The organism is Allobosea sp. 05L423 (genome assembly GCF_056397745.1).
Genome location: NZ_JBFTOA010000005.1, coordinates 171,871 through 184,460 on the forward strand (window position 1 = coordinate 171,871; position 12,590 = coordinate 184,460).

Here is a 12,590-nt window from a genome sequence, read left to right on the forward strand (position 1 = left end):
CATGAGCGGACATCACCACCACGATCACGACCATCATCACGACAACCACTTCACCGCCATCGAGGCGCGCGTGAAGGCGCTGGAAACGCTGATGGTTCAGAAGGGCTATGTCGATCCGGCCGCGCTCGACGCGATCATCGATACCTACGAGACGAAGATCGGCCCGCGCGACGGCGCCCGCATCGTCGCAAAAGCCTGGACCGATCCGGCCTTCGCCGAACGCTTGAAGGCGGATGGCACGGCAGCGGCGGCCGAGCTCGGCTATGGCGGGCGCGGCGGCGAGCATATCGTCGCCTGCTTCAACACGCCCGAGCAGCACAACCTGATCGTCTGCACGCTCTGCTCCTGCTACCCGTGGCCGGTGCTGGGGCTGCCGCCGGTCTGGTACAAATCCCCGCCTTATCGCGCCAAGGCGGTGATCGACCCGCGCGGCACCATCGCCGATTTCGGCGTGACGCTACCGGAGAGCCAGCGCATCCGCGTCTGGGATTCGACGGCCGAGACCCGCTTCATCGTCATCCCGATGCGCCCGGCCGGCACCGAGGGCTGGAGCGAGGAAAAACTCGCCAGCATCGTGACCCGCGATTCGATGATCGGGACCGGTTTGCCGAAGGTGGAGGACGCCGCATGAACAGCGCCCATGACCTCGGCGGACAGATGGCTTTCGGGCCGGTCGTCCCCGAGCCGAACGAGCCGGTCTTCCACGGCGACTGGGAGAAGCGCGTGCTCGCGATCAATGTCGCGGCCGGCGCCATGGGCGCCTGGACCATCGACGAGATCCGCCATGCCCGCGAGAGCCTGCCACCAGCGCAATATCTCTCCTCGACCTATTATGAGATCTGGCTGGCCGCGCTCGACGAGGTGCTGGTCAAGCATGGCTTCCTGACATCGGACGAACTCGCCACCGGCAAGCCTTCGGCTGAGCGCCGCGAACCGAAGCGCGTGCTCAAGGGCGAGGAGGTCGCCGGCGTGCTGCGCCGCGGCTTCCCCTATGAGCGCGAAACGAAGGCGCCGGCCCGCTTTGCCGTCGGCGACAAGGTCCGCACCATCGTGATGCACCCGCAGCACCACACCCGCCTGCCGCGCTATGCCCGCGGCAAGGAAGGCGTGATCGAGCGCATCGTCGGCTGCCACGTCTTCCCCGATACCGGCTCGCAAGGCCTGCCCGAGACGGCGCAATGGCTCTACACGGTGGTCTTCACCGGCAGCGAGCTCTGGGGCCGCGATGGCGACCCGACCTCCACCGTCAGCATCGAGGCCTGGGAGAGCTATCTTGAGCCGGCCTGAGACCGACCTGGCGGCAGCGTTGGCCGCCGACACGCCGATCCCGCGCGATGCCGCGGGGCCGATCTTCGCCGAGCCCTGGCAGGCGCAGGCCTTCGCGCTGGTCGTCGAACTCCAGAACAAGGGCGTCTTCAGCGCCGAGGAATGGGCACAGGCGCTCGGTGCCGAGATCCGCGAGGCGCTGGCGGCCGGCGGTTGCCGCGACGGCTCGGATTATTACGAGCGCTGGTGCGAGGCGCTGGAGCATCTCCTGATCGCGAAGGGCCTCACCTCGCATGACGGCGTCGACGCACTCACCGCCTCCTGGGTGCGTGCGGCCGAGGCGACTCCACACGGTAAGCCGATCCTGCTGGAGAATGATCCGCTGCGTTAGCAGGCAGGAGCGCCAGAACCTCTGCCGTCATCCCGGGCTTGCCCCGGGATCCATCGTAAGGCTCCACGCTCTACGATGGATCCCGGATCTACGCGACTACGTCGCTTGTCCGGGATGACGGCGAGGCTCTGTACCGAACCGAACCGCTTCAGCTCCCCATCCCGCCGATCCAGAGGCCGGTGAACAGTGCCGCGCCGAGCACAGCGACGAAGGCGGCCGCCAGCAATTCGAGCCCGGCGATCAGTCGGGCCGAGCGCAGGCTGCCGCCACCGGCGAATTTCAGCGCCGCGAATTTGAAGAACACGGCGAAGGCCGCGAGCGCCCCGGTGGTGAGCGCGGTGCCCAACGCCATGGCGAAGGTCGCGGCGATGCCGGCCCAGAACAGCCCCTGCGCATTGGCGAAGACGAGAATGATCAGAGCCCCCGCGCAGGGCCGTGCACCAGCCGCGACGACGACGCCGGCCATGTCCCGCCAGCCGGACAGTCGCGAGACCTGATCGGCATCGGGCATATGGACGTGGTCGCAGGCCGCCGGATCATGCGCAGCGCCCGCCTCCAGCCCAATAAATGCGCCCGACTTGCGCCAGAGCATCAGTAGCCCGACCAGCGCGACCAGCAGGAAGCTGCCCTGCTCGATCACGGTCGTTGCGGCATTCATCTGCATGGCCGTGACCCGCAGCAGCAGCGTCGCCACCGTCACGATCGCGGTGGCGACCAGGGCCTGCAGCAGGGCCGCCGCGAAGCTCAGGCCAAGGCCGCGCTTCAGGCTGCGGTTGTCGGCGACGATGTAGCCGGAGATCACCGCCTTGCCGTGTCCGGGCCCGGCTGCGTGGAAGACGCCATAGCCGAAGGAGAGCCCGAGCAAACCCCAGAGCGCGCCGGGCGCCGTCGCGATCGCCTTCAGCGCCGCCGTCAGCTCGCGGTAGAAGCTCGACTGCCAGGCGATCAGCAGCGCGCCGAAGCCGGTGGTGGACGGCAGCGCCTCGCGTGGTAGCGCCGTGCCGAAAGGATTGCGCGGCGGAGGCGGAGGCGGTGGGCTAACACTCGCGATCAGCATGGCGAGAAGCGCAACCACGCCCGCGACCAGGAGCAGCGCCAGCGCCGCAACGACGATACGCGCAAATAGCGGCCTCGCCACTTTCGAGCCCTCATCCTGAGGAGCGCTCGGAGAGCGCATCTCGAAGGATGATCCAGAGTGCGCTGGACCATCCTTCGAGACGCCGCTCCGCGGCTCCTCAGGATGAGGGCTGAGTGACATAGTCACGGACATGCCACCAGCGCCCGCGTCGTCACTTCGAGCCCGCTGACATCGGGCATCGCGGTGATGTCGGCTTCGGCCAGGCGCTTCTGCGTGGCATCGTCGAGCTTGGGCGGCCGGTTCACCCGCACCACGCAGCCCTGCGGCGCGCCCTTGGTCACGACCGCGTCGGGCTCGTCGACGATGCTGAAGGCGACGAAATAGGTGGGATCGCCGATCTCGATGCCGAACGAGCGCGCTTTCGCCGGGCTCTTCAACGGCAGCGTGAAGACCAGGGTCAGCACCTTGTTGTCGAAGGACATCACCTGCTCGCCCGGCGTGCCGAATTCCTGCTTGCGGCCATTGAGCTTGGCCGCCGTGAAGAACTCGACATCCGGCAGCGATTCGACGTTGGTCTTGGCGAGTTCGGCGAGCTCGTCCGACGTCAGCTTGCCGTCCCCGTTCTTGTCGAGGCCCTGCGTGATATAGGCCGAATAGGCCTCGTCGAAGCTCCAACGGTGCCGGATCGCCTGCACCGTGCCGTCGGGCGCGAAGACGATCTCTGCCTTGGCATTGACGAAGACGTGCGGATGCGCAGCCGCCGGCCCGGCCGCGATGGCGGCCAGCAGGAGCCCGGCGAGGGCCGTCAAAGATGCGCGTCGCGTCAAAGGCGAACCCTCCGTGATCCTCCGGTGGCTTTGCGTGGATCATGGTTAAGCGATCGTCAACGACCATGACGGGCCTACGACCACCGCAACAGCCATCCCCGCCAAACGGGGCCAAATCGCGGCGCTCCCGCATGACGCCTGGCCTCCACGACCATCATCCCTCTGGACCGCGCCTCGAAAACTGGAATGATACCAGATCAATTGACCGCCTCCGGTCGATATGTCAGCATCACTGACATATTTGCCGCAAAGACGGCACAGCATGAGGCCGGGACAACCGGTCCGTCGGCGGGAACGACGATCCGGGGAGGTCGAGCATGGCCGAGACACCGCGCATATCCGGCACTGACGCGGGAGCACTGCGCAGCGTCGCGCTCGACGACAAATACGATCTCGACAAGCGTGAGGTGTTCCTCACCGGCACACAGGCCGTCGCCCGCATGCTGCTGATGCAGCGCGAGCGCGACCGCCGCGCCGGGTTAGACACCGCCGGCTTCGTCTCGGGCTATCGCGGCTCCCCGCTCGGCGGGCTCGACCAGCAATTGATGCGCGCCGGCAAGGCGCTGAAGGCCGCGAACATCGTTTTCCAGCCCGGTCTGAACGAGGACCTCGCCGCCACCGCAATCTGGGGCACGCAGCAGGCGGGGTTAAGCGGTGAAGGCAGGCACGATGGTGTCTTCGCGCTCTGGTACGGCAAGGGGCCGGGCGTCGACCGCTCCGGCGACGTCTTCCGCCACGGCAACATGGCCGGCACCGATCCCCTTGGCGGCGTGATCTGCCTGATGGGCGACGACCATACCGCAGAATCCTCGACCAACGCTCATCAGACCGAATTCGTCCTGGTCGACCGGATGATGCCGATCCTGAACCCGGCCGGCGTACAGGAGATCATCGACTACGGCCTGCATGGCATTGCGCTCTCGCGCTTCGCCTCGGTCTGGGTCGGCATCAAATGCGTGAAGGACAACATCGAATCGACGGCCTCGATCGACGGCTCGCTCGATCGCGTCGAGATTATCACGCCGACGGACTACGTTCCGCCGCCCGGCGGCCTCGCCATCCGCCGCGAGCTCGATTTCGTCGAGCAGGAGCGCCGGATGCACCTCTACAAGCGCGATGCGATGCTCGCCTATCTGCGCGCCAACAAGCTCAACCGCATCGTCACCCATGGCGGCCGGCAGCCGCGCATCGGCATCGCCACCGTCGGCAAATCGTATCTCGACGTGCAGCAGGCGCTGGAGGATCTCGGCATCGACGAGGTCCGCGCCAATGATCTCGGCATCCGCCTGTTCAAGCTCGCCTGCCCCTGGCCGATCGATCCGGCCGAGCTGAAGGCCTTCGCCGAGGGCCTCGACCTGATCATGGTGGTAGAGGAAAAGCGCTCGCTGATCGAGGTGCAGGTCCGCGAGGAGCTCTATGGCGCCCCGCACCAGCCCATGGTGATCGGCAAGAAGGACGAAAAGGGAGAGTGGCTCTTCCCGGTCCATGGCGCACTCGACCCCAACGACATCGCGATCGCCCTGGGCGGCCGCCTGCTCCAGTATCGCGACGATCCCGCCCTGCGCGCGAGGCTGGACGAGATCGCGAAAGCGCAGGGGCGGCTTGCCGAAGCGCAGGAGATCGCGAAGCGCACCCCTTATTTCTGCTCGGGCTGCCCGCATAACTCCTCGACAATCGTGCCCGAGGGGTCGCGCGCCTATGCCGGCATCGGCTGCCACTACATGGTGCAGTGGATGGACCGCGACACGGCAGGTTTCACCCAGATGGGCGGCGAGGGCGCCAACTGGGTCGGCGAAGCGCCGTTCTCGACGCGCGGCCACGTCTTCCAGAATCTCGGCGACGGTACCTATACCCATTCCGGCTCGCTCGCGATCCGCTGGGCCGTCGCCTCTGGCGTCAACGTCACCTACAAGCTGCTCTACAACGACGCCGTCGCCATGACCGGCGGCCAGCAGGCGGAAGGCCATCTCTCCCCCGACCAGATGGCGCGGCAGGTCGCGGCCGAAGGCGTGAGGCGCATCGCCGTCGTCAGCGACGACCCCGGCAAATATCCGCCCGGCACGCAATGGCCGGCCGGCACGACCCTGCACCACCGCGACGAGCTCGACGCCGTCCAGCGCGAACTCGCCACGATCTCCGGCGTCTCGCTGTTGCTCTACGACCAGACCTGCGCCACCGAGAAGCGCCGGCGGCGCAAGCGCGGCGCCTATCCCGATCCGGACAAGCGCGTAATCGTCAACGAGCTGGTCTGCGAGGGCTGCGGTGATTGCGGCGTGCAGTCGAACTGCGTCTCGGTACAGCCGCTCGAGACCGAGTTCGGCCGCAAGCGCCAGATCGATCAGTCGAACTGCAACAAGGACTTCTCCTGCATCAAGGGCTTCTGCCCGTCCTTCGTCACCGTCCACGGCGCCAAGCCTAAGAAGGCCGATCCGCTCAGGCTCGACGCCGCGGCGCTCGGCGAGGGCAAGGTCCCCGAACCGACCGTGCCGGCGCTCGACCGCAGCTATGCCGTGATCGTCACCGGCGTCGGCGGCACCGGCGTCGTCACCATCGGTGCCATCCTCGGCATGGCCGCGCATCTCGAAGGCAAGGGCTGCGGCATGATCGACATGGCCGGCCTGGCCCAGAAGGGCGGCGCCGTCTTCAGCCACGTCAAGCTCGCGCCGCATCCCGACGACATCCACGCCATCCGCGTCACGGCGGGACAAGCCGATCTCGTGCTGGGCTGCGATCTCACCGTCACCGGCTCGAAGAAGGTGCTCGGCGCGATCCGCCCCGAACGCGGCACCGTCATCGTCAACACCGCCGAGAGCCTGCCGGGCGACTTCACCCGCAACGCCGATTTCTCCCTGCCGACGGAGCGGCTGAAGCGCGCGATCCTGTCGGCGGCCGGCCGCGACCGGACGCATTTCCTCGACGCGACCGCCGCTGCGGTGGCCTTCCTCGGCAATGCCATCGCCGCCAACATGTTCATGCTCGGCCATGCCTGGCAGCTCGGCTGTGTTCCGCTTTCCCGCGATGCCCTGCTCAGGGCGATCGAGCTCAATGGCGAGGCCGTGGCGATGAACAGGCAAGCCTTCGAGCTCGGCCGCCGCGCCGCGCATGATCCCCAGGGGCTGGCCGAACTTCTCTCGCAGACCAAGGCGGCGACGCCAGCCCGCCAGCTTTCGCAGACGCTCGACGAGATCATCGAGCGCCGCGTCGCCTTCCTCACCGCCTATCAGAACGCCGCCTATGCGGCGCGCTACCGCCACCTCGTCGCCCGCGTGCAGACGCGGGAAGCCGCAGTCATGCCGGGCCAGACCACGCTGAGCGAGTCCGTCGCCCGCAATCTCTTCAAGCTGATGGCCTATAAGGACGAGTACGAGGTCGCCCGCCTCTACAGCGACGGCGCCTTCCGCAAGCAGGTCGCCGCGACCTTCGAGGGAGGCAGCGACGGCAAGAAGCTGCGCTACGAGTTCCACCTCGCCCCCCCGCTGCTGGCCCAGCGCGATCCGAACACGGGCCTGCCGCGCAAGATCAGCTTCGGTCCCTGGATGATGGGCGCTTTCTCGGTGCTGGCGAAGTTCAAAGGCCTGCGCGGCACCGCCTTCGACCCCTTCGGCTACACCGAGGAACGACGCACCGAGCGCCGCCTGATCGCCGATTACGAGGCCCTATTGAACGAGCTGCTGACGACGCTCACGCCGGAGAACCACACGCTTTGCGTGGCGCTCGCCGCGATCCCCGAAATGATCCGCGGCTTCGGCCATGTCAAAGAACGGCATCTGAAGGCAGCGAAGGCCGAGGAAGCGGTGCTGCTGGGGCAATTGCGCGAGGGCGGCCCTGCTGCGGTAATGTCGCAGGCTGCGGAATAGCCGGCAACGCGCTGTGCCGTCATGCTCGGGCTTGACCCGAGCATCTCATGACAAGGAGCCTCCAGAGCCTCTTCCTGAAGGCGATTCTCGGGCCTACGTTCCGCTTCGCCCGAGAATGACGCCACGCCGCCGAAACCTGCCTCATCAACCCGGATAACCGCCATCTTGATCACCCCCGAGGAACTGCGCGCCATCGCCTCCTGGTCCCATGACCTGTCGGAGGACGAGTTCGAGGAGGCCCGGCGCGGCATCTCCTTCAAGAGCTACGGCAAGGGTGCCTCGATCTGCCATGTCGGCGACCGGCTGGAATCCTGGACCGGGGTCGCCGAGGGGCTAGTCAAGATGGCGACCACCTCGAAATCCGGCAAAACGGCGACGCTCGCGGGCCTGCGCGCCGGCGCCTGGTTCGGCGAGGGCACGGTGATCAAGGCCGAACCGCGCCGTTACGAGTTGGTTGCCCTGCGCGAGTCGCGGATCGCCTTGATGCGCCGCTCGACCTTCCTCTGGCTGTTCGAGCATTCGGCGGCGTTCAACCGCTTCCTCGTCCACCAGTTCAATGAGCGGCTCGCGCAGTTCATCTCGCTGGCAGAGACAGAGCGCACGCTCGATTCAACCGGCCGCCTCGCCCGCAATCTCGCCTGGCTGTTCAACCCGATCCTCTACCCCGATCTCGGCCGCACGCTGGCGATCTCGCAGGAGGAACTCGGCATGCTCGCAGGCATTTCGCGCCAGATGGCCAATCAGGGCCTGGCGAAGCTTGCCGATCTCGGCCTGATCGAAGTTGGGCACGGCAGCATTACCATCCGCGACCTCGGCAAGCTTGCCCGCTACGAAGGTTGAGGATTCCCGGAAGGGCACCAAATCGCATCTCGCGCGTTGCCTTTCCCGAACAGTCCCGTGCGGAGAAAGGAACTTTCGAGATGTTTGGCTTCTTCGATCTGTTCATGAAGCGGGTCAACGACCAGGCGGCCGAATACGCTGCCGCTCAATCGGACATCGCCCATCGCGTCTGGGGCGATTGGGCCGACCCCTTCCACGTCCTCCAGCCGGTAAAAGTGAGCGTCGATCGCCGTGCAAGCCCGGGGACGCCGCGCCGCGGCCAAGCCGCGAGGCGCGGGCCTTTCTGAACGGCAGCCAACCTGCCCGTTCAGGCTTCATTGGGTCCGGTCTTGATCCAATGCGGCCATCGACTGAAGGAGACGACCATGCGTAGAATTCTGATGGCCGCCGGCCTAGCTCTGGCTGCGATCGCCGCCACGCCGGCCGGCGCCGCGCCGCAAACCGTTCCGCACGCCGCGGCGCTGGACAGGCTGCCGGCCGAGTATACACGTCACATCCGCGAACATCGCGAATGGGAAATCCAGCGGAACATGGAGCGGCAGCACCGGCGCGACTACTACCGCCAAGGCCGCGGCTATGATCGCGGCTACGGTTACGGTCGCCGCCATGGCGGGCCGCCGCCGCACGCGCCGGCCCATGGCTACCGGCGCCATCACTACGAGCGCTACTGACCGATCATCCGCCGCGTCCCGAGAGCCCGCCATCACGAGGATGGCGGGCTTTTCGATTCGGCTTGGCGCTTGAAACCGTGCCGACGGTCAAGTCAGGCTAAGCCGGGGCGTTGCACACCGCCTCGATATTGAAGCCATCGGGATCGACCACGAAGGCCGCGTAGTAGTAGGTGCCGTAATGGGCGCGTAGCCCTGGCGCGCCGTTGTCGCGCCCGCCATGCTGGAGCGCCGCCGCATGGAATTGATCGACGGCCGCCCGATCCGGCGCGGCAAAGGCAAGGTGAAATCCCGGGCCGGGCGGCCTCTGACCGTCCGGCTGCAGCTTCAGGGCCAATTTGTCGCCGCCACCCGGTGCGCCATAGCCGACCGCCTGCCCCGACTCGCCTGGCCTCAGGTCAGACCAGACCCTGACATATCCCAGCGGCGCCAGCACGGCGTCGTAGAAGGCGCTGGCGCGTTCGATGTCGGAAACGCCGAATGATAGATGATGAAGCATGTGCCGGTCCGCCACAGCGGCAGGGCGCTATCCGGCCCGCCGGTTGATCGTGCCCGATTCGCGAGGGAAATCAGTGCCAAAGCCAGGAAGGGCGCTGCAAATTTGCGCACGAAGCACACTTCGGCGGGACAATAGTCAACAAAAGGAGAATTGTCTGTCAAGCGGGTCCTTGCGAAGATGATACCCGCCTGCAAGTCTTGCATGAGAACGAGGCCGGGAACCGGCTTACAGGAAGCTGCCACGACGCATGGCGGCTCGTCAGGGAGAACGCAATCGTGGCAAGCGGCACCGCCGGCCAGGCGGACACCTTTCCGAAATTGCTGTTGCGCAACGCCGGGGAGCGCGCGTCCCGCGTCGCCTTCCGCCACAAGGATCTCGGCATCTGGCAGTCCTGGGACTGGGCCGAGGTGGCAAGCCATGTTCGCAACTTCGCCAAGGGCATGCAGGATCTCGGGCTGAAGCGCGGCGAGAAGGTCGCGATCATCGGCTACAACCGGCCGAAGCTCTATTGGTCGATGTGCGCTGCGCAATGGATCGGCGCGATCCCTGTGCCGGTCTATGCCGACGGCGTCGCCGAGGAGATGGCCTATGTCCTCGACCATGCCGAGGCCGCCTTCGCCGTGGTGCAGGACCAGGAGCAGGTCGACAAGCTGCTCTCGATCGCCGACCGCCTGCCGCATCTGCGCCAGATGCTCTACGACGAGCCGCGCGGCCTGCGCGACTACGATCACAGCAAGCTCCACGCCATCGAAACGGTGATCGCGGCCGGCGCCAAGGCGCTCAAGGACCCGCAGGCCGAGGCAGCGCTCGCCCGCGAGATGGAGCAGGGCAAGGGCTCGGACCTCGGCATCATCCTCTACACCTCCGGCACGACGGGGCGGCCCAAGGGCGTGATGCTCAGCCATTACAACGTCATCGTCGCCGCCGAGATCGGCTGCGGTTTCGACGGGCTCAACGAGAGCGACGAGGTCATCGCCTATCTGCCGATCGCCTGGGTCGGCGACCACGTCTTCTCCTATGCGCAGGCGATGCTGGCGGGCTTCTGCGTCAACTGCCCGGAAAGCCCGGACACCGTCGTCGACGACCGCCGCGAAGTCGGCACGACCTACGCCTTCGCCCCGCCGCGCGTCTTCGAGAACATGCTGACCATCACCATGGTGCGCATGGAGGACGCCGGCGCCCTGAAGCGCAGGATGTTCCACTACTTCCTCGGCGTGGCCAAGCAGTACGGCGAGCAGATCCTGAACGGCGAGAGCGTGCCGCTCAAGGGCCGGCTGCTCTACAAGCTCGGCGACCTCCTGGTCTACGGCCCGCTGCGCAACCGCTTCGGCCTGACCAACATCAAGGTCGGCTACACCGCCGGCGAAGCGATCGGCCCCGAGCTCTTCCGCTTCTACCGCTCGATCGGCGTCAACCTGAAGCAGCTCTACGGCCAGACCGAGGCCGGCGTTTACATCACCATGCAGCCCAACGGCGAGATCAAGGCCGACACGGTCGGCAAGCCGGCGCCGCTGGTCGAGATCCGCATCGACGACAATGGCGAGGTGCTTTACCGCTCGCCCTCGATCTTCGGCGGCTATTACAAGGACCCGGACAAGACCGCCGAGACGATGACCGCCGACGGCTATGTCCGATCGGGCGACGCCGGCTTCTTCGATGAGGGCGGCCACCTCAAGATCATCGACCGCGCCAAGGACGTCGGCAAGCTCGCGAGCGGCGACCTCTTCCCGCCCAAATACATCGAGAACAAGCTGAAGTTCTATCCGAACATCAAGGAAGCCGTCGCCTTCGGCCAGGGCCGCGACTACGCCACCGTCGCGCTGAACATCGATCTCACCGCCGTCGGCAACTGGGCCGAGCGCAACAACGTGGTCTACGCCTCCTATCAGGAGCTTGCCGGCCACGACCTCGTCTACGACATGATCGCCAAGCACGTCGACGAGGTGAACCGCTCGCTCGCCACCGAGCCGATGATGGGCGGGGCCCAGATCAAGCGCTTCCTCATCCTGCACAAGGAACTCGACGCCGACGACGGCGAGCTCACCCGCACCCAGAAGGTGCGGCGCGGCTTCATCGCCGAGCGCTACGCCCCGCTGGTCGCGGCTCTCTACGACGGCTCGGAGGCCGCCGACATCTCGACCGAAGTCACCTTCGAGGACGGCCGCAAGGGTGCGATCTCGGCCCGGGTCAAGGTGCGCGACGCCAAGACCTATCCCGTCACCGGGCAGGAGGCGCCGGCAGCGGCGAAAGCGGCATGAACGCGGAGCCGATGAACGTGACGGGCACCCCCATCCGCGGCAAGGGCGAAGTCCTGCTCTCGGTCGAGAACATCTCGCTGCGCTTCGGCGGCGTGAAGGCGATCACCGATGTCTCCTTCGACATCCGCAAGGGCGAAATCCGCGCCATCATCGGCCCCAACGGCGCCGGCAAGACCTCGATGCTCAACTGCATCAACGGGTTCTACCAGCCGCAGGAAGGCCAGATCGTCTTCAAGGGCGAGCGCCGCGCCAAGATGCGCCCGCATCGCGCCGCCGCCGGCGGCATCGCCCGCACCTTCCAGAACGTCGCGCTGTTCAAGGGCATGTCGACGCTCGACAACATCATGACCGGCCGCACGCTCAAGATGAAGAGGGGTTTGTTCTGGCAGGCGCTGCGCCACGGCCCGGCGATGCAGGAGGAGATCGCGCACCGCCGCGTCGTCGAGGACATCATCGACTTCCTGCAGATCGAGCACATCCGCAAGCTGCCGGTCGGCAAGCTGCCCTACGGCCTGCAGAAGCGCGTCGAGCTCGGCCGTGCGCTCGCCATGGAGCCTGAGCTGCTCCTGCTCGACGAGCCGATGGCCGGCATGAACCTCGAGGAGAAGGAGGACATGTGCCGCTTCATCCTCGACGTGAACAACCAGTTCGGCACGACGATCGCTTTGATCGAGCATGACATGGGGGTCGTGATGGACCTCTCCGACCGCGTCGTCGTGCTCGAATACGGCCGCAAGATCGCCGACGGCACGCCCGACGAGGTCAAGGCGAACCAGAAGGTGATCGACGCCTATCTCGGCGTGGCGCATTGAGGAGCGCGGACATATGAGCGACATCGCCACCCGCCCGGCCTCGAACCCGCTGGCCAATCCCTGGATCAAGGCCGGCCTGATCCTCGCCGCCGTC

At 66.6% G+C, this 12,590-nt stretch carries 12 protein-coding genes; 9 read left to right on the plus strand and 3 right to left on the minus strand.

Annotation, left to right across the window (positions count from 1 at the left end):
- Nucleotide 1: 1 nt before the first annotated feature.
- The 3 genes from nthA to AC1DNE_RS15100 are packed head-to-tail and all read left to right on the plus strand — an operon-like array spanning nt 2 to nt 1,657.
- Nucleotides 2-631, plus strand: coding sequence for a nitrile hydratase subunit alpha (gene nthA / locus AC1DNE_RS15090; RefSeq protein WP_441469327.1), 630 nt, complete (start codon nt 2-4; stop codon nt 629-631).
- A complete protein-coding gene (gene nthB, locus AC1DNE_RS15095; RefSeq protein WP_476766314.1) occupies nt 628-1,287 on the plus strand; it encodes a nitrile hydratase subunit beta in 660 nt (219 codons plus the stop codon). Before nthA ends, nthB begins: the two co-directional genes overlap by 4 nt.
- Nucleotides 1,274-1,657, plus strand: a complete 384-nt coding sequence (locus AC1DNE_RS15100; protein ID WP_476766315.1) for a nitrile hydratase accessory protein — start codon at nt 1,274-1,276, stop codon at nt 1,655-1,657. The genes nthB and AC1DNE_RS15100 overlap by 14 nt, the downstream gene beginning before the upstream one ends.
- Before the next feature lie 148 nt (nt 1,658-1,805).
- Here the strand turns inward: AC1DNE_RS15100 and AC1DNE_RS15105 are convergent, their stop codons facing one another.
- Both AC1DNE_RS15105 and AC1DNE_RS15110 read right to left on the minus strand, forming a co-directional pair.
- Nucleotides 1,806-2,834 (minus strand): nickel/cobalt transporter, encoded by a 1,029-nt coding sequence (locus tag AC1DNE_RS15105; protein ID WP_476766316.1) that lies wholly within the window; start codon nt 2,832-2,834, stop codon nt 1,806-1,808.
- Between the two features lie 83 nt (nt 2,835-2,917).
- A complete protein-coding gene (locus tag AC1DNE_RS15110) occupies nt 2,918-3,562 on the minus strand; it encodes a DUF1007 family protein (protein ID WP_441469331.1) in 645 nt (214 codons plus the stop codon).
- Nucleotides 3,563-3,879: 317 nt separating this feature from the next.
- On the opposite strand from AC1DNE_RS15110, the gene AC1DNE_RS15115 reads away from it, so the two are divergent.
- From AC1DNE_RS15115 to AC1DNE_RS15130, 4 genes are all read left to right on the plus strand, one after another.
- Nucleotides 3,880-7,419, plus strand: coding sequence for an indolepyruvate ferredoxin oxidoreductase family protein (locus AC1DNE_RS15115; RefSeq protein WP_476766317.1), 3,540 nt, complete (start codon nt 3,880-3,882; stop codon nt 7,417-7,419).
- A 165-nt stretch (nt 7,420-7,584) separates the two neighbouring features.
- Complete coding sequence (locus AC1DNE_RS15120) at nt 7,585-8,259, plus strand: Crp/Fnr family transcriptional regulator (protein WP_441469333.1); 675 nt, start codon at nt 7,585-7,587, stop codon at nt 8,257-8,259.
- Between the two features lie 80 nt (nt 8,260-8,339).
- Nucleotides 8,340-8,546 (plus strand): hypothetical protein, encoded by a 207-nt coding sequence (locus AC1DNE_RS15125; protein WP_441469334.1) that lies wholly within the window; start codon nt 8,340-8,342, stop codon nt 8,544-8,546.
- 78 nt (nt 8,547-8,624) lie between these two features.
- Nucleotides 8,625-8,930 (plus strand): hypothetical protein, encoded by a 306-nt coding sequence (locus AC1DNE_RS15130; protein ID WP_476841115.1) that lies wholly within the window; start codon nt 8,625-8,627, stop codon nt 8,928-8,930.
- 97 nt (nt 8,931-9,027) lie between these two features.
- Here AC1DNE_RS15130 and AC1DNE_RS15135 read toward each other — a convergent pair whose 3' ends face one another.
- A complete protein-coding gene (locus AC1DNE_RS15135; RefSeq protein WP_441469336.1) occupies nt 9,028-9,426 on the minus strand; it encodes a VOC family protein in 399 nt (132 codons plus the stop codon).
- A gap of 272 nt (nt 9,427-9,698) precedes the next feature.
- On the opposite strand from AC1DNE_RS15135, the gene AC1DNE_RS15140 reads away from it, so the two are divergent.
- Nucleotides 9,699-11,684, plus strand: coding sequence for an AMP-dependent synthetase/ligase (locus AC1DNE_RS15140; RefSeq protein ID WP_441469511.1), 1,986 nt, complete (start codon nt 9,699-9,701; stop codon nt 11,682-11,684).
- 11 nt (nt 11,685-11,695) lie between these two features.
- Complete coding sequence (locus tag AC1DNE_RS15145; RefSeq protein WP_441469512.1) at nt 11,696-12,496, plus strand: ABC transporter ATP-binding protein; 801 nt, start codon at nt 11,696-11,698, stop codon at nt 12,494-12,496.
- Nucleotides 12,497-12,590: the final 94 nt, after the last annotated feature.